This is a genomic window from Pseudoalteromonas galatheae, assembly GCF_005886105.2.
Classification (GTDB): Bacteria; Pseudomonadota; Gammaproteobacteria; order Enterobacterales; family Alteromonadaceae; genus Pseudoalteromonas; species Pseudoalteromonas galatheae.
On record NZ_PNCO02000002.1, the window covers coordinates 756,730 to 773,761 of the forward strand.

A 17,032-nucleotide genomic window follows, 5' to 3' on the forward strand; every position below is an offset into this window, starting at 1 on the left:
GGTTACGGTAGGGGATCTGACTTTACTTCAATACAATCTGGGTCATTGCAGCGCCTAATCCGACAAAAGCCGATACGCACGCCTTTAAAGAAGCCGTACTTTTCGATTGCTTGATAAGTATATTCAGAACATGACGGCGTAAAGTTACAACTTATATTGAAGTGGGCTTTTGCTCCACCATTCGCTTGATAGCGGCGAATGGCAGACAGAGCAAAGTGTTTAAGCACGCTTACGGCCCAGTGTTAAAATCACGGCTTCGCGGCTCCAAAATAACATAAAACGTTTGTTTTCGATAACTTGGAAAACAAGTTGCCAGCCATCTTGCGCTTCCATATTTAAAGTTGCTTCAAGCTTTTTTAACGGTAATCCACTTGAGCCAAGTAACAGTGTGCCGCAGCCACCTTCAACTACATGGATAACTTTATATTCGTCGTATTGGGTCATAATACATCCCTGATTTAATTAGAATAAGTGAGATTTAATTCTATAGTAGCCAAGTAATCGCGACAATAGCGATTTCGTTGTTATTTTTTTAATTACAACAAAGTTTGATATTACTCATGAATAAAGCAAGATGTTGCCCCGAGCGACCACTCTACAACGGCTTCGGCATGAAGTTTAGTCGTGTCATAAAGAGGGACTTGAGTATGCCCTTGCTGAACGAGCAAACCTATTTCTGTGCAACCTAAAATAATCCCTTCAGCCCCTTGTTGATAGAGTGAATTGATGATGTCTAGATAAGTTTGCCTTGAGCTTGCGTTGACTTCACCGCGACATAATTCGTCATAAATGATGTTGTGAACTAAAGCTTGTTGGTCCCCATCAGGTGTTATGACCTCAATGCCATGAAGGTCTTGTAATCGTGCTTTATAAAAGTCTTGCTGCATCGTAAATCTCGTACCTAACAGCGCGATGCGTTTTACGCCGTCATCTTTAAGTCGCTTCGCGGTTGCGTCGGCAATATGCAGTACAGGCAATCCTGACGCTGCGCTAATTTCACCTGAAATTTTATGCATAGTGTTGGTACAGATCACAATGGCATCAGAGCCTGCAAGCTTCAACGAAGTAGCCGCACCTGCCAAAATGGTGGTCATTCTTTGCCAATCACCAGCTGTTTGTAGCTCAGCAATTTCGGCAAAGTCGACGCTATACAAGCAAAGCTTGGCACTGTGTAGCCCGCCAAGCTTTGCTTTAACGGTTTGGTTGATAAGCTGGTAGTAGCTTTGTGTTGACTCCCAACTCATGCCGCCAATTAGCCCAAGTTGTCTCATCATATTGACTCCTCTATTAGCCGTAAGACTAATATAGCGCATCTGATATTAATAGAATTACCGCTATAATTAATTTAATGGGTAAAATAGCGTATCAGGTTCGTTAGAAGTTTTTCACTTAGAAGGGCTGAATAGCAAAGTGTTTGGCTTGACTATAGAAATGAAAGTACCTTGAGATCTCAGGATGAGAGAGCGGAGCGTAGAAAGTTATTTCCTGCTTCAAAGAGCACGTATTATTAATATAACTCGCCCATTTGCAAACTTGCTCAGACAAAGTGAAATTGTCACATTGTTAAAGTTGACAAAGTCATATTGGGTTATTAATGTTTCCTTTTTGAAAACAAAAAGGGAAAGTAAGAATGTTGGTTAAACTTTTCGCTACATTGGTGGCAAGCATAACGCTTCTATGTTCGGCTTCTGCAAACGCAGAAATTGCAGTGGGTGGCGGTTATCAATATGGTGGCGTACTTGGGCTAAAACTCTCGAAAACAACAGGTGACCATGTCATGTTTGCCTCAATAGGTTTAGTTGGAGGTGCCTTGGGTTATCAATACGTGCTTACTGCAGACCGTAAACACACGATAGGCTTAGTGTTAGGAAGTGAGGCAATAACAAGTGAAAAAGGCTTTGCTGCACTAACGTATAACTATTTTACTCAGGGGGCAGATAAACCAGGTTGGACTTGGGGTGGCAGCGCGGGTGTTAGGCGAGAGGATGAAGGCGGATCTTTTGCAAATATCGGCGACACTGATACAAAAGCGTTGGTTGGTCTTCATTTAGGCTATCGCTTCTAAGAAGATAAAGGGAGCTTTATATTGCTCCCTGTTACTTCAAGTTCGGTTATAACTCCTGACGGCAAATGTGTTAACTCATTAGAGGTGTTACCTTCCGGTTTTTCTTACTCTTGTGTCTTTTGCGCTTTCTTTTCCACCATAAATATAGCCCGGTAAAACCAAGTAATACGGGGGCGAGTCCCATAATGCACCAAATTATTTTACTGGTAAGCCCTGCAAAGTGGCCAAAGTGGAGTTTTCTAAAACTGTCAATTACCCTGTCTAAAGTAGACGCCGTTCGAATATCGTAGGCAAAGGTTTGTTTACCAGATTGCGCATCAAAGCTAACCGTTGCTGCATAGTTACTAATGAACGGGTTGGCATCGGCCACGCTGCCAAAAATGGTAATGTTGGTTTGCTCTGGCTCAAATGGAAATAGCCAGTAGGTCGGTTTAAGTCCGTCAACCGCACGATGGCTTTGGGTCATCATGGCATCAAAATCTAATGCGTGGTTAAACATTGTGTGAGTGACAATATGGTGCTCATCTTCTTGATGCTCAAAAGCCTCGTGGTAATACTCCACTGCATTAAAGTAAACGCCAGTAATGCCAAGCGCGAGTAATACCGGCGCACTCCATATACCAATTACCTTATGCAGGTCGCTCATAACGACGAGTCGAGGAGCTTGTCGTCTAAAGCTAAAGAATCGCCGCCAAAAGCGCCTGTATATCACTAAGCCGGACACACCAAGCAAAGTAAAAAGTATGGCAACAACTAAACCGATAACGACACCCATGTGTGGAAAGGTTTTGCTCACATCATCAAGTAGTAAGGTGTAATGTAGGTGGAGAATAAAATCAGTAAAGTCGCTGTGAATACCCACAGGCTCGCTTAGCATTTTGCCTGCGTACGGATCTAGATACGTTTTAAACCACGTGTCTGTGCCATGCTTTAATAAATAGACTCGATCAGCTTCGTAGCCGTCATCGAATATTTCCCAGCTACCAATTTCATAATTTGGATGGATGTCTGCGACATAGTTAACGAGCGCCTTCATGGGCTGACGTTGGACGTCTTGATCCTGGTAAGTCAATGTCGCTTGTGTTGGAAGTAATAGGCTATCTATCTCGAATTTAAACACCAACATGCTACCTGTGACTGACATAACGGCGAGCGGTAATATCGCGATTAATGCCATTGCACTGTGCCATTTAAATAGTGTTTTACGCATTGTTTTCCTTTGATTTAAAGCTAAATAAGAATGAACAAAGAGATGAATTAACAGGGACACCCACCTTAATGCTTGCAGGCGCATTAAGGTGGGTGTCCGTTTAAATCTTTCAGTCTATGTCCTTCCGTAAACTCTCCTATATGAGTGACTAAAAGCGGTAGTGAAGACCGATATCGGCTTTACGCTCAGCACCCATCCAGCAGTTGCTTTCGTCATAACATGCGCCAACGTAACGCTTGTCACTGAGGTTACTAACGCTAAAGGTGATCCTGGCTTGCTCGCTGAGTTCATAATCAAAGGCGATGTCGAATAAGGTATAGGATGGCACGGTATCTGAGTTGTATTTGCCAACATAACTCTCGCCAACATACCGAGTACCAACACTCACTTTTAGTGCGTCTAGCAGGCTTGGATAATAGTTTATCCAAAGCGAAGCGGTGTTATCTGCAACCCACACCAAGCGTTTACCTACCAAATCTTGGTCTAATTCATTTTTAGTGACTTTCTGGTCTAGATGCGTGGCATTGAACTGCACATCAACCTGTTCGTTAAAGGTGTGAGAAGCCTCGAGCTCAATACCTTTTGACTGGATTTCACCAGCTTGGGTTTTCGTGACAAAGTCTTTGCTGTTAATTATTTCGTTCTGCTTAGTGAGATCAAATACCGCAAATGTTAGCTGCGTATCGCGAGATTGATATTTAACGCCAAGTTCCCATTGTTCTGCTTCAGTTGGCTTGAAGGCTTGTTGAGTTGCGCTATCTTCTCCTGCAATTGGCTCAAATGACTGACTATAGCTTACGTAAGGTCGCCAACCAGAATCCAGCTGATAAAGTGCGGCAATTCTTCCGGTGAGTTGGGTGTCATCAATAGTTGATTCCGTTTGCCACTCGGTGCCTGCGTAGTTTTTGTCAGCAATAACATCACTGGTGAAACTGTCGTATCTAAGACCAGCTAATAGAGTTAGCGCTGATATTGTCACTTCGTCTTGGACGTAAAGCGCGCGGTTACTTTGTTCAATATCGTGCGCTTCGGTATAAAAGTTAAGTGGTAAAGCGCTTATATCAAACGCTGCATAATTGGGCGCTGCTAGATTAATACTTGGTGTGCCTGTCCCGAGTGTATCCCAGTATCCTACTGTAGAGGTTAATGTCTTGTATTCAAAACCCAAGAGCAAGTGATGTGATGAATCGCCAACCGTAAAGTGAGTCGACAATTGGTTGTCTAAAACATAGCCGTGTTGCGTTTCATCGGTTTTATATGCTGAACGGGCAAGTATGGTATCGCTATCTGCTATTAAGTTTTGGTTGTAGGTATTTTGCTGCAGGCCTTCTGCATCGGTGTAACGCCAGTTGGCAAACAAAGACCAATTGTTAGACAAACTGTGTTCCAGCTTTAGCCCTGCCATTAGCGTTGTCCTATCAAAATTAGCCCAATTGATATCGCCTGCAAATGCATCGGCATCTAGATAACCGTAACTTGCACGCGTGAGCGTACCAACACTATGTAAGGGAGTAGATGGTATGGCTTTGGGATCGTCTTGGTAATAAAGCTGTGCAGTTAACGCCGTATCATGGTTCGGTTGCCAGCGCAGCGAAGGTGCAAATACAGTGCGTTCTTCTTCCGTTGTTTTTTGCTGGCCATCACTTGTTCTTGATAGCGCAATGGCACGATAGCTCAATTCATCAGAGATAACACCGCCATGATCAACGCCGATTTCTCTGAGCGCTCTACTACCGACTCTCAGGCGAACCTGTGTTTGCTCAGTGCCATTAGCAAGCTTTGCGATTTGGTTCACCATGCCACCTGGCGGTGCTGAGCCATAAAGTACTGATGCTGGGCCTTTTAGCACCTCAATGGTGTCGGTGGCAAAGGCATCAACTTGAGGGTATAAATTCCAAAGGTTATTGGATTGCAGTTCTAGGCCATCGTAATAGTTTCGATAAGATTCAAAACCGCGAATAGTGTATTGGTCAAAAATGGTGACCGTGCTGCGGCTTTCTGGTGTGATACCAGAAACATAGCGTAACGCAGCATTGACCGAGTCAGCTTGGCGTAGCTGCAGGGTATCTTGATCTATATGAGAAATAGAAAAGGGCGCGTTGATTGGTGCTAAAGACGACTTTGTTCCGGTACTTTTATATTGGCTACCTTGAACTTCTATCCTTTCTAACTCATCTTTTTGGCCTTCATTGGCGCTGGTGGTTTGAGAAAGCAGTGAGAGGCACATTGCAGCATAGAGCGTGTTAATTTTCATTGTTCTACTACTATGGATAATGAGAGTGATTCTTATTATATATATTTGCACGGTTCAGTTTTGTCTAAGAGTGCACTCGTTGTGAAATTTGCTTGGGTGAAAGAGAAAATAATTGCTTAAAACGACGGCTGAAGTGCGCCTGATTTTTAAATCCGCTATCAATAGCGATTTGATTTAATGATGCAGAGCTATTAAGTAACTCAAAATAAGCATGAGTGAGCCTAGTGCGGATAAGATATTCACTGGCACTCAGATCAGACGCGGCAAATAGTTTGTGAATATAACGTTTTGACCAGCCTGAATGGTCACATAGCATGTCGATACAAAATGCTTCATCATTTGCATGTGTAGAGATGAGCTGTTTTAACTCCGCTAGCGGCGACCTTGGTAATTGGGTCGGCTGGCAAGCACTTAGATGCAATACAATTTCATCTTCTAGCCATTTTGCCGCTGTTAAATTTAACGTTGTGGCGGTTAAGGCGCTTTTGAATAATGTTGCTAGGCCAAAGGGAATGGTCAGCGCTTGACCATGCTGAAGTCGTTTGCCGGTTCGAGAGGCTAGCCAATTGATTGGAAAGTTGAAGCTAACAGCGAGGTATTGTGTAGGAAGGTGAAACACATGTTTTTGATTTGCTTCAAGATAGATTAGCTGCGTTAGATCAGCACGCTGTAAAGACTGTTCAGTCAACCACCAACCACTTCCTTCAGTGATAAGGATCAAACTACCATAGTTTTCAGGCATCATCGCCGCAGTTTGCGCAGAGCGATGGTAAATAATACCATCGAGTTTTACTTGCGAGATGCTACTACAGGTGAGTGGTACTTCGTTGTGTAGCTCACCGTCAGATACATGGTCATAAAACCCTTGATGTAATAATTGGCTGTAAAGATCTAATACAATACTCATTAAAAACAAAAATGGCGGCTCAAACGAGCCACCACTGTACTTGTTTTTTCAATAAACCCCAAACGAAATGAGATTTATTTGTAACTAATTTAGTTTAGTGGCTCGCAACAAGTGTTACGCCAGAGAAGCTAGAGTAGCCACGCAATTTGATGTAATAGGTTGCGCCTTGGCCTGAACTTAAACTACAAGACTCGTTATTACCATTTAAGAACGGACGACAGTCATAGGTTGATGTTGTAGGCGCTGCACCTTTACGAACATACAAATCTGCATCGCCAGAGCCGCCAGAACTTGCTACTGTTAATGTTACATTGGCCGGGACGTCAATGGTGTATAGCAACTCTTGGCCAGATGAACCAGCCAAACCACTTACTGGAATGCCATTTTCTAAGCAGTTGCTACCACAGCCGCCAGGATCTGATGAATAAGTGCCTGTGAGCGTTGCATTTGCATACGCAGAGTAACCATTTAGCATCACGTACCAATCACCAGCAGTCGGATTAGTGAAATCGCATGATTCATTGTTACCGTTTTTATAAGGGCGGCAAGCGTAACTATTCAGCGTTGGTTGTGTGCCTTGCTGTACATACAGGTCGGCATCACCAGTACCACCAGCAAGTGAGAAGTTCAGTGCGCTTGCGCCTGCTGGAACAACCAACTTATAGAAGGTTTGCTGACCAGATGCACCAGATGTACTGACGCCTTGGCCGTTAACTAACTCTGTGATTGGATCAGGATCTGGGTCCGGATCCGTACCACCTGCGAGCGTGTATAGTAGTTCATTAGGCGAACCGCTTTGTGGATTAGAGACTTTACCTTTTGATGAGCGTTGGCTCAGCAAGCTATCAATTTGTGATGGGCTTAGACTTGGGTTTTCATCCAAATATAGCGCAACAGCACCCGCAACGTGCGGCGCGGCCATCGAAGTACCACTGATGGTATTGGTTGATGTATCTGAGTTATGCCAAGCTGAAGTAATACTTGAACCCGGCGCATAAATATCTAGACAGTTCCCATAGTTTGAGAAGCTTGAGCGGGCATCGCTGCTGGTGGTTGAACCCACAGTGATTGCATCAGCTGCACGTGCAGGTGAGTAATTACAGGCATTGCTATTGTCATTACCCGCCGCAACAACAAAGCTAACGCCTGAGGCAACTGCGTTATTTACTGCGTCATCAACCGCTTGAGAAACACCACCACCCAAACTCATGTTAGCAACGGATGGGCCTGATGCATTGTTTTTAACCCAATCGATACCAGAGATAACGCCTGAATATGAACCCGAGCCGTTACAACCCAATACTCTTACGCCAACGATATTGACGTTTTTCGCTACCCCATATTCACCGCCACCGATTGTGCCAGCAACATGGGTACCATGACCGTTACAGTCTGTTGCATCATTGTCATTATCAACAAAATCATAACCATGTGATGCACGGTTACCAAATTCATTGTGGCTAATGCGAACACCTGTATCGATAACATAGGCCGTTACGCCAGTACCATCAAAATCATAATGGTAGTTTGAGTTTAGTGGTAGATTACGTTGATCTACGCGATCTAAACCCCAAGTTGGATTAGCTTGGTCGCCGCTTGCTGTGATAGCGGGGGTCACTGTAACCATTTGGTCTTGTTCGATATAGTCAATATTAGGGTTATTAAGAAGCCCTTTTAGTTGTTTTGCAGATGCATTAATGACCACACCATTTAGTACACCACCAAATTCTTTTGTAATGCTTACGTTATGTTTGTTTTCTAACGCTTTTGCCTGCTTATTAGCGAAGGCCGCAATTGCTTTGCTGTTTTGAACGTTAAGGACTGAAGGGGTGCTAAATACAACGATGTATTGATCTTTAATTGCTTTGTTTGATTCTACGTTAAGTATTTTAGCGGCTTGTGCGTTGACTGAAGTCAAACCCGCTAATACTGCAAAACTAATAGCACTTAATTTACGCATTTTGTTGTTCCTTGCATGTTGTTTTGTTTAATTGTGTTTACCAATCTCAAGGTTATGAACTTATCTAGCTGCTGTAGACGCGTTATTCACCAAAGTTCAACGCTTGGTTGCGTTTGTTTTAAGTTAATGAACAACACCAGCTAAATGAAAATTGCACATAATTTCGACTGGTTACACTAGGATAGAAGTAAAGCTTAAAAAATAAACAAAAAATACAAAAAAAATTTACAATACATTTCTTAGTGCATAAATTAGCTTCTAAATTGAATGAGATATTTATTTATTTCTTTGCATATTATCAATAAATACAGGTGGTTAGTTTCTATTTTGGAAAGAAGGTAAGACTGCGAAAAAGGTGAAATAAATAGGTATGAAAAATTCAAACAAGCATGATGAATATGAATTTTGTTAATTTATCTTTACATTTTAGGTTGTGGTGTGGCTCCCCTATGAAGAGGTGGTTCGAGCAAATATAGAGCTAGATAAGCTCCCCCTCTAGAAAAGGTATTAGGGCGAGTAGAGCGCGGCGCTAGTCTAAATCGCTCAACAGTATTTTGATTTCTCCTCTCACTTCGTCGATGTTTTGGACTAACAATGTTACTGATTGAGGCTCTGTCTGAATTGATTGCCAGTTTTCACTCCATGTCATACTCAGCGTGGATGCTTCTAGTTTTATAGCTTCATTAGTCAGGTAGCTAAAGTCATTGAGCAAACCGACTTTAATCCACCCTTTGCGCGGATTACCATTGATCATGTCTTTATCGTAATGAGAAAGATAAATCAGCTGCTCGAGCTCGGCGAGCTCTTTCAGCATTTCGAAGCAAGCGGTACGGATATTATTGTTTCGCTCAGTCTCTTCTAAGCGCCAGATATTGTAAGAAAAGCCAACCAAGGCGAAAGCCATGCTCACTATTAAACTTAACTGATACAGCTTTAACTTTTCTTTGATCTTCATTTTCTGCGCCGATTTGTTGAATATCTTGGTTATATGGCAACTTTAAAGCCACTAAACCATCCCAAGTTAAGCCCTTTTTGTAGCAACTGCATCACCATAGCCGTGCCTTGTGCTAGATCATCACTTTGCTCGGCCGCGTATTCACAGACAAAGCTAAAAGGCAGCGCATTGTTCATGCTTTGTAGACAAGCAAATTCTGCTTCCGTTAACGAGTGATACCCAGTGCGCATATCGCGCTCTCTGGCGAGTATCCAGTAGTTTGGCTTTATCGACACTTCAGGAACTGGTGTACTGTTCTTTAACGCTTGCCAGCTGTCGACCGCATTATGTGTAAATCCCAATAAGTGAACGCTGGGGTGCAGGGTAAACTGCAAGTTTGGAAATTGTGCAGCTGCAATTTTTTGTAGGTGCACCAGTCCCAATTGAGGCGCATCTTCTGCGTCAAAAGCACTGAGTAATGTACGCTCAAATTGTGCAATTTCAGTGAGAATAGGGTAGCGTTTAAATGGCTCAAATTGACTTAAATATTCAGGAAGCGCATCGCCAAACTGGCGCAATGAAGTCGAACGCGAAGGAAAGTGCTCTAGATAGCCCGAAAACATCTCATCAAACAGTGCATCACCTAAATAAAAGCCAAGCATTTCATGATCTTGTTCTAGCACTTTTTTTAATCTGATGTGGTAAGCGTTAGTGTATATTTGCGCACGTTGCGCGACATTTAGGCCGTTTTGATATTCAATTTCAGCCATTAACTGGCTGTCATCGCCTTTTAGCATCGCAATAAAGGCGTGTTGCAGCGCGACGAGATCAGCCATATGTTCTCCAACTGCTAGGGGCTATTCCTTTGGCCAAGTTCAGCTCTTGTAACAATCCAGCGAGTTCAGGAAAATTATCATCACGCTCAATCATGGTGTTAATGGGGGATCTATTTTGGGTGTATTGTCGATATAAACTCCACACCTCTTCACAAATGGGTTGGTCATGAGTATCAACAATATGCGTCCCAAAATCACTATGGCCAGCCAAGTGGATTTGAGCAACCGCTTGTGTTGGTATGGCGTTTAGGTAAGTCATTGGGTCAAATTGATGATTGCGCGAGCTTACATATACATTGTTTATGTCGAGCAATAACTGACATCCGGTACGCTGGTGCAATTCGCTCAAAAACGCCCACTCTGTCAGCTCAGATTGTTTGTAGTTTAAATAACTTGAGACATTCTCGAAGATCATTGGACGCTCAAGGTAGTCTTGTACTTGATTGATTCTTGCGGTGAGATGTATCAGCGCTTCTTCGGTGTAGGGAAGTGGCAATAAATCATGGCTATTAAATTCGCCTAAGCTGCTAAAGCAGAGATGATCTGACACCCATTCGGGTTCAACCCGTGCGATGGTGCGTTTAAGTTGGGCAAGGTAATTCATATCTAGGGGCGAAGTGCTGCCTATCGACATCGACACTCCATGCATCACAATAGGGTAGTGCTCTTTAATCTGCGAGAGGTAATACCAAGGCTTGCCGCCGTCGACAAAGTAATTTTCAGAGATAACCTCAAACCAGTCCACTTGTGGTCGAGTATCGATAATAGAATCAAAATAACACGTGCGTAGGCCAAGACCAAAGCCCAAAAAGGGTACTGACATAATTGCGCTCTTTTAATGCATAGTGCGCGTTTATCTATTGCAATCAGAATCTTGATAGATAAACACGCGCCGAGGTTAACGCTTATTAGCTTTTCACTTTGCCGCCAATATCAGCACAAGCTTTTGCTGGCATGCTGACAAATCCAGTCCCTTTGCAAGAAGCGTGTCCCGCACAAGCATTACTTGCGGTTTTACAATCGTTATGGCCTCCGCAAACGTTGACATCGTGACAGTGCACAAGGTCGGCCTTTGCGACACTGCCAACCCAGGCGTCTTTTTGATTGCCACCGACATCACTACATGCTTTACTCGGCATCGCAACAAAGCCGGTGCCTTTGCAAGAAGCTTGTCCTGAGCAGGCATTACTCGCTGTTTTACAATCATTATGCCCACCACAAACATTGACATCATAACAATGCACTAAATCTGTTTCAGCTGTCGCAGCTTGTGCACTCGTGGAATTATTCTCTGTACTATTACAACCCACTAAACCCGCAACCATCATCGCCATTGCAGCGCCCGTTAATGCTTTCATGTTTTTAATCCTCTTTGTTATCAATTAACGTGCTTAGCTTCGGCCAAGGGGCTGCTTATCTTTCAAGTTTGTTTTTGCAGCAGTTTGATTGCCATTTATACAAGGCAGAGCCAGCGTAGCATAGTTGTTCTATGTAAGTCTGGCGATAACACAGTAGAAATGGCAATCAAGCGCTGCCCTTCGGGTTCACCTGAGTGTGCTTCGTTCTTTGTTGCTCAACTTTAGCTTAGCCCACTATGCGGCAAGTCGAGCGCCGCGATCAAAACTCACTCAGGAGAACAAAAATAAAACAGCAAAGGTAAGCAGCCCCTGGGATTATCGAAACGCAGTCACGTTATAAAAGACCTAGTAACCGCAAGATCCATTTCAGTGTAGAAGAAAAAATGGGGGATAAAGTTAAACTTTACGAAAATAAGAAGGCGTTAATCCCGTCCAGCGCTTAAAGGCACGGCGAAAATTAGTGATGTCGCTAAACTGTAAAGCGGTTGCAATTTGTTCATTGGAATAGCCTTGCTCAGTCACATAAAACATGGCTTGTTGACGATGCAACCTGTCTTTTTCGTTAATAAAAGTAGTCTTATGCAGCTTGAGTTTGCGTTTAAAAGTTGCAGCGCTCATACCCATTATTTCGGCGATTTGCTCACTATGATATTTAGGATATTTTAATTGTAAGCGATGCAGTTGGGCGAGAAAACCACGCTGTGGTGAGGGTAAGGCCTTTAACTGCCGAGCCACTAAATAAGGAAAAGTGCCAATTTGTTGCTGAGCTAAAGCTTGGTTACTCATTACAACGGCAAAATCACTGTGATTAAAGCTGTAAGTTAGATGTATATGGCTTAAGTATTGCGCGACTTGTTTTGGCTTTGTATACGGAAACTGCAATGCCAAGGCGGTTTCTGGGCTGCGCCACTTAAGATAGCCACAGCAAAGGCTTGCCATGGTTTCGCATAAAAATCGCGTGACCGCAGGCTTACCTTCTGCAATGGCGGGTGAAAACAGTAAATGGCAGCTTGTTTCTGTCTGGAGTTTTCTAACGTGGTAAAAAGGCAGTATATCCAAACCTTTAAGCAGAAGTACTTTGAGTAATTGCTGTATGTTGTGGCAATTAAATAGCAGCTCGGCATGGTGACTGATTAGCGTATTAAGTAGGTATTGGCCGTAAATAAAACTGACTTCCTGACAGCTCGCCTGACTGATAAGGTTGCTTACTATTGTTTCAAACTGCTCATAACTAATGAAGGTTGGGTTAGCGTGCAGATCGGTATAAAACAACTTACTGCCTTTCAAAATGATGTCTGCATGTACACCGCGCTGAGAAGCCAGCTCCACTAAGGGGAGTGCAAAATAGCGACTCGCAAGTTGTTTTGTTTGGCACTCAAAATAGGACATTAAGCCGCGGCTTCCTTGGCCTGATTCAGCTCGTTCACAAGCGCTGCTATCAGAGATTCAAATTCGCAGTGTTTGTCATCAACTTCGATACAACTCCATCTCACTGCACTATATTGCGGCTGGTTTTTACCGTCATCATAGTTGGCATGGCGGGCGATAAATTCTGCCGCACGGTTGGCAAAAGCTTGGGCTTGAACATGATTGGTTTGTGGGTGAACGACCACAAATTTATCAGCTGCAAAACGACATAGCAGATCACTCTCACGCATGCTCAGAGAGAGCATATCGGCAATATCGCGCAGTAACTGATTACTTTTTTGCATACCATGCTGGCGAGAATAAGCGGCAAAATCACATATATCGAATAGCGTTAAGCAAAATGGGCTATTGCCATTGGCAAGGCGAGATTGTTCGTGGCGAACTTGATTTTGCATATACTCTACGCTGTAGAGGCCGGTGACAAAGTCGGTCATGCTGTGGTCACGATAAAAACGCTCTTTTTTCATTAGGGTTTGATTGAATATGCTTTGTTCTTTGTACCAGTAATAGGCTGAAATACTCATCAGTACCATGCCAAAGCAAGCAGGGATCGCTTCAAAACTGGTTAAATAATGGGGCGTGAACACCACCATCTCATCTAAAAAATCCCACAACATAGAAACATACATGGCACTCAACCCTGCAAACAGTAGGTTAGTGACGAGCCCTTTTGGTCGAGTGAGCAAGGTCACCGCAATCCAAATCAGTGTCATCAGCGTGAGGCCGCCTTCACCAAGGCTATCGAGCCAATTGACGTCCGACAGCGGTCGCAGTACTGAGGTATAGGCCGTGATGGTAATGGCAACTAGTGTGAGTAGTACTAGTAGCAACCACCGCGATTGATGAATTAAAAAAGGCTGAAGTTTCATGTTTATTGTCTAGTCAAAATGTAGAGCGACATAGTAAAAATTTGTGCTTGGTGCTTATAGGGTCAATTTAGCTCAGTAAAGGCGATGTTTTTATGACAAAAACCGCAACATTTTTGCATAACAGCAGCTAGCAAACCGATTGATATACATAGCTCAGGTTAAGCACCGTTGACAAAACCCTAAAGGCTTGGGGGTCATATCGGCTCAAATTCACACGTTCGGCCGTCATAAACGCCCTGTTATAGGCTGCAGCGCACTCAAGTGAAATAAAAGCGTCACGTTTTCGCATTAGGGTAGCCGCGACGTTTTAGCGGGGCGCTAAAATTCTACTCAACCTGTGCGAGCAAATAATGAAAAAAAACCTACCGACAAGCTTTACGCTTTCTGCTGTTGCTATGATCTGCGCTGGACTGACGTTAAGCTCAGCTGCAAATGCTAACACCCTAACAGGGCAAGTTAGCTCCGTATCGCAAAAGAGCCACTTTCAAGGGGCAAAAGTGGTGATCAAAGAATTAGACCGAACCCTTATCTCTGAGCGAGACGGGCGCTTTACCGCAACCAATCTCCCTGCGGGTAATTATACGCTTGAGATAAGTTATCTTGGGGCTGAAACAGTGACTAAAAGCATCACGATTACTGATAACCAAGTCACTAATGTTCAAGTACAGCTTGGTTCTCAATCGGGCCAAATGGACGATATTATTGTTGTGGGGCAAAGAGCCGGACAAGCAGGAGCACTAAACCGACAAAAAAATGCTCTCTCACTTAAGTCGATCGTCAGCGCGGATTCCATCGGTCAATTGCCGGATCAAAACGCAGCAGAAGCACTGCAACGTCTGCCTGGACTTTCCATTCAACGAGATCAAGGTGAAGGCCGTTTTGTGGCAATCCGTGGGATCGACCCAAATCTCAATAACGTGACCATCAATGGAGCCAACGTGCCTTCTCCTGAAGCGGGCGTGCGCTCAGTGGCGATGGATGTCATCCCAAGTGAGTTAGTGCAAAGCCTAGAGGTGAGCAAAACGGTCACACCAGATATGGATGCATCGGCGGTGGGTGGTAGCATCGAAGTAAAAAGCCTCAGTGCTTTTGACCGAGAAGGGCAGAGCTACAATGTAACGTTACAAGCTTCACACAATGAGCAGGTGAGCGAAACTAGCCCAAAAGCGTCGTTTAGTTTCACCGATGTTTATGCCGCAGGCAAAGAGTTGGAAGTTGGGCTTGCAACGGCGGTATCTTGGTTTGAGCGTGAGTTTGGTTCTCATAATATGGAAACTGACGGCGGCTGGATGGAACTAGAAATGGACGATGTGAGCTCAGGAGAAGAAGTGGGCTTCTTTGGTGCTGAGGAAATGGAGCAGCGCCACTATCATATTACGCGAGAGCGTTTAGGGGCGGCACTGAATCTTGATGTGCATCACAAAGGGTTTAACAAATACTACTTACGCACGCTCTACAGCAAGTTTTCTGACGATGAATTTCGTCAACGCAATGAGTACAAGTTTGACAAAGGCGATGTATTTGCCGGTGAGCTAAGCCAAAATGCGGCCTATTTCTCAGGTGCAGAAATGGATAGAGATACCAAAGACAGATATGAAGAGCAAAGCATTTTATCTGTGGTTTTGGGCGGCGAAAATTTAGTGCAGGATTGGTTTATTGAATACAGCATTGGCTACTCGAAATCAGATGAAAGCGAGCCAAATCGCTTGGATACCTCATTTGCTGGAGAAGACTTTGCGCTAGGGTATGTACTGGATGGTAAGACACCCACGCTTGCAGCGGATGAAGCTTCCCAGCAGCTTAGCAATTTTGAAATCGATGAAATTGTCTGGGAGAACAACCTCAGTGAAGATGAAAATACCAGCTTTAGACTGGATTTAACTAAAGACTTCACTTTACTTGGTCACAATGCGCAAATTAAATTTGGTGGTAAATATGCTGACCGTGAGAAGTTTAACCACGTTGACGCCAAGCTATATGATGGCGGCTTTGATGACCTAACGGCGAAAGACTTTGCCGCCAATGAACCTGAGTATGATCTTGGGGCTTTTGGTCCGGGTTTAAGTCGCGGCCAGATCCGCGACTACTTTTACGGTAATCGCAGTGCCCTTGAGCTAAACCAGCTTGAAACTGACATTGAAACGCAAGGTCGCTCATACACCAGTGAAGAAACTGTCACCGCGCTCTACGCCATGCTGACGGTCGACATTGATAAACTCAATGTTATTGCAGGCTTTAGATACGAAGACACAGATTATGCAACAAGTGGTAATCGTGTTGAACTCATTAATGATGAAGTGAATGACGTTGAACGCGTCGAGATCAACCAATGGCAAGTTGAAGATAGCTACGACCATTTATTACCAAACTTAACATTACGCTATGAAATCAGTGACAAGCTGATCACCCGTTTTGCCTATACACAAACTCTTGCGCGTCCAAGCTTTGAAGATGCAGCAGCATTTCAAATCATAGAAACAGAGACCACAGAAGATGATGGCGAAATTGAAATTGAGCGTAAAGCCGAAGTCGGAAACCCAGACTTAGACCCATACAAGTCAACAAACTATGACGTTTCGGTAGAATATTACCCCGGTGCGATTGGCGTGTTATCTGCGGGTGTTTTTCACAAAAACATCGATAATTTTATTACCAAAGCCGAGGTGCAAGATAACGGTCAGTGGCAAGGCTATAAAGAAGTTATTCAAAGCGTTAATGGCGGCGCGGCTAAACTGACAGGGGTGGAGCTTGCGTACACGAAGAACTTTCAAAACGGTTTGATGTTCTCAGCTAATGGTACATTTATTGACGCAGATGACAATCTACCAAACCAATCCGACACCGTGGGCAATCTGATGTTTGGTTATGAAAATAGCCAAATAAGCGCAAGGTTAAGTGCATCGTACAAGAGTAAAAGCTTTTTGTTTGAAGAGAACAAGCAGCGCGTTTTCCAAGACGACCATCTGCAACTCGATTTTAGCATGAAGTACTTTTATACCGAGCAAACTCAGCTTTATTTCAACGCGATCAATTTAACCGACGAGCCGATGAGTATTTATCAAGGCGACACTCGTTACAACTACCAATACGAAACCTATGGCCGTTCATTTGAGCTTGGAGTAACGGTAACGTCTTTCTAAGAAAGAAATAAAGGTGGGTGTCCTTGTAAAAGCACCCATCGTATCGAGCTTTGGTATTAACAGAAGGGTAT

The 17,032-nt window shown here is 43.7% G+C and carries 15 protein-coding genes; 2 read left to right on the top strand and 13 right to left on the bottom strand.

The annotated features are described in order from the left end of the window. Positions 1 to 2: 2 nt before the first annotated feature. The 3 genes from yidD to CWC29_RS21335 form a co-directional block, all read right to left on the bottom strand. A complete protein-coding gene (yidD, locus tag CWC29_RS21325; RefSeq protein WP_138524375.1) occupies positions 3 to 227 on the bottom strand; it encodes a membrane protein insertion efficiency factor YidD in 225 nt (74 codons plus the stop codon). Continuing rightward, entirely contained in the window at positions 220 to 444 is a 225-nt protein-coding gene (locus CWC29_RS21330; protein WP_010369821.1) for a DUF4177 domain-containing protein, read from the bottom strand. Before CWC29_RS21330 ends, yidD begins: the two co-directional genes overlap by 8 nt. A 110-nt stretch (positions 445 to 554) precedes the next feature. After that, the gene (locus CWC29_RS21335) at positions 555 to 1,271 is read right to left on the bottom strand and encodes an aspartate/glutamate racemase family protein (RefSeq protein ID WP_138524399.1); all 717 of its coding nucleotides are present in this window, start codon (positions 1,269 to 1,271) and stop codon (positions 555 to 557) included. A 359-nt stretch (positions 1,272 to 1,630) separates the two neighbouring features. On the opposite strand from CWC29_RS21335, the gene CWC29_RS21340 reads away from it, so the two are divergent. After that, a complete protein-coding gene (locus tag CWC29_RS21340; RefSeq protein ID WP_128727404.1) occupies positions 1,631 to 2,065 on the top strand; it encodes a hypothetical protein in 435 nt (144 codons plus the stop codon). Between the two features lie 70 nt (positions 2,066 to 2,135). Here CWC29_RS21340 and CWC29_RS21345 read toward each other — a convergent pair whose 3' ends face one another. The 10 genes from CWC29_RS21345 to CWC29_RS21390 form a co-directional block, all read right to left on the bottom strand. Then, a complete protein-coding gene (locus CWC29_RS21345; protein ID WP_138524377.1) occupies positions 2,136 to 3,275 on the bottom strand; it encodes a PepSY-associated TM helix domain-containing protein in 1,140 nt (379 codons plus the stop codon). Positions 3,276 to 3,423: 148 nt separating this feature from the next. Then, on the bottom strand, positions 3,424 to 5,529 hold the full coding sequence (locus CWC29_RS21350; RefSeq protein ID WP_138524379.1) for a TonB-dependent siderophore receptor: 2,106 nt from the start codon (positions 5,527 to 5,529) through the stop codon (positions 3,424 to 3,426). A gap of 64 nt (positions 5,530 to 5,593) precedes the next feature. Next, the gene (locus CWC29_RS21355) at positions 5,594 to 6,436 is read right to left on the bottom strand and encodes a helix-turn-helix transcriptional regulator (RefSeq protein ID WP_128727401.1); all 843 of its coding nucleotides are present in this window, start codon (positions 6,434 to 6,436) and stop codon (positions 5,594 to 5,596) included. Positions 6,437 to 6,530: 94 nt separating this feature from the next. Continuing rightward, entirely contained in the window at positions 6,531 to 8,396 is a 1,866-nt protein-coding gene (locus CWC29_RS21360; protein ID WP_138524381.1) for a S8 family serine peptidase, read from the bottom strand. 529 nt (positions 8,397 to 8,925) lie between these two features. Further along, positions 8,926 to 9,351: a hypothetical protein gene (locus tag CWC29_RS21365; RefSeq protein WP_235956710.1), complete on the bottom strand. Its 426-nt coding sequence runs from the start codon at positions 9,349 to 9,351 to the stop codon at positions 8,926 to 8,928. 29 nt (positions 9,352 to 9,380) lie between these two features. Next, complete coding sequence (locus CWC29_RS21370; protein WP_128727399.1) at positions 9,381 to 10,166, bottom strand: HvfC/BufC N-terminal domain-containing protein; 786 nt, start codon at positions 10,164 to 10,166, stop codon at positions 9,381 to 9,383. After that, entirely contained in the window at positions 10,159 to 10,989 is an 831-nt protein-coding gene (gene bufB / locus CWC29_RS21375; protein WP_138524385.1) for an MNIO family bufferin maturase, read from the bottom strand. The genes CWC29_RS21370 and bufB overlap by 8 nt, the downstream gene beginning before the upstream one ends. An 85-nt stretch (positions 10,990 to 11,074) precedes the next feature. Next, a complete protein-coding gene (gene bufA2, locus CWC29_RS21380; protein WP_128727397.1) occupies positions 11,075 to 11,524 on the bottom strand; it encodes a BufA2 family periplasmic bufferin-type metallophore in 450 nt (149 codons plus the stop codon). Between the two features lie 396 nt (positions 11,525 to 11,920). Beyond that, positions 11,921 to 12,913 carry a helix-turn-helix domain-containing protein gene (locus CWC29_RS21385; RefSeq protein WP_138524387.1) on the bottom strand — a complete coding sequence of 331 codons (993 nt, stop codon included), beginning with the start codon at positions 12,911 to 12,913 and terminating at the stop codon, positions 11,921 to 11,923. Continuing rightward, complete coding sequence (locus tag CWC29_RS21390; protein ID WP_138524389.1) at positions 12,913 to 13,821, bottom strand: GGDEF domain-containing protein; 909 nt, start codon at positions 13,819 to 13,821, stop codon at positions 12,913 to 12,915. The genes CWC29_RS21385 and CWC29_RS21390 overlap by 1 nt, the downstream gene beginning before the upstream one ends. A gap of 350 nt (positions 13,822 to 14,171) precedes the next feature. On the opposite strand from CWC29_RS21390, the gene CWC29_RS21395 reads away from it, so the two are divergent. After that, positions 14,172 to 16,961, top strand: a complete 2,790-nt coding sequence (locus CWC29_RS21395) for a TonB-dependent receptor (RefSeq protein WP_138524391.1) — start codon at positions 14,172 to 14,174, stop codon at positions 16,959 to 16,961. Positions 16,962 to 17,032 lie beyond the last annotated feature (71 nt).

Excerpts from the sequence above, each read along its gene's own strand:
- CWC29_RS21330 (WP_010369821.1), bottom strand. The coding sequence starts at position 444 with ATGACCCAATACGACGAATATAAAGTTATCCATGTAGTTGAAGGTGGC.
- CWC29_RS21335 (WP_138524399.1), bottom strand. The coding sequence starts at position 1,271 with ATGAGACAACTTGGGCTAATTGGCGGCATGAGTTGGGAGTCAACACAA.
- CWC29_RS21340 (WP_128727404.1), top strand. The coding sequence starts at position 1,631 with ATGTTGGTTAAACTTTTCGCTACATTGGTGGCAAGCATAACGCTTCTA.
- CWC29_RS21345 (WP_138524377.1), bottom strand. The coding sequence starts at position 3,275 with ATGCGTAAAACACTATTTAAATGGCACAGTGCAATGGCATTAATCGCG.
- CWC29_RS21350 (WP_138524379.1), bottom strand. The coding sequence starts at position 5,529 with ATGAAAATTAACACGCTCTATGCTGCAATGTGCCTCTCACTGCTTTCT.
- CWC29_RS21355 (WP_128727401.1), bottom strand. The coding sequence starts at position 6,436 with ATGAGTATTGTATTAGATCTTTACAGCCAATTATTACATCAAGGGTTT.
- CWC29_RS21360 (WP_138524381.1), bottom strand. The coding sequence starts at position 8,396 with ATGCGTAAATTAAGTGCTATTAGTTTTGCAGTATTAGCGGGTTTGACT.
- CWC29_RS21365 (WP_235956710.1), bottom strand. The coding sequence starts at position 9,351 with ATGAAGATCAAAGAAAAGTTAAAGCTGTATCAGTTAAGTTTAATAGTG.
- CWC29_RS21370 (WP_128727399.1), bottom strand. The coding sequence starts at position 10,166 with ATGGCTGATCTCGTCGCGCTGCAACACGCCTTTATTGCGATGCTAAAA.
- bufB (WP_138524385.1), bottom strand. The coding sequence starts at position 10,989 with ATGTCAGTACCCTTTTTGGGCTTTGGTCTTGGCCTACGCACGTGTTAT.
- bufA2 (WP_128727397.1), bottom strand. The coding sequence starts at position 11,524 with ATGAAAGCATTAACGGGCGCTGCAATGGCGATGATGGTTGCGGGTTTA.
- CWC29_RS21385 (WP_138524387.1), bottom strand. The coding sequence starts at position 12,913 with ATGTCCTATTTTGAGTGCCAAACAAAACAACTTGCGAGTCGCTATTTT.
- CWC29_RS21390 (WP_138524389.1), bottom strand. The coding sequence starts at position 13,821 with ATGAAACTTCAGCCTTTTTTAATTCATCAATCGCGGTGGTTGCTACTA.
- CWC29_RS21395 (WP_138524391.1), top strand. The coding sequence starts at position 14,172 with ATGAAAAAAAACCTACCGACAAGCTTTACGCTTTCTGCTGTTGCTATG.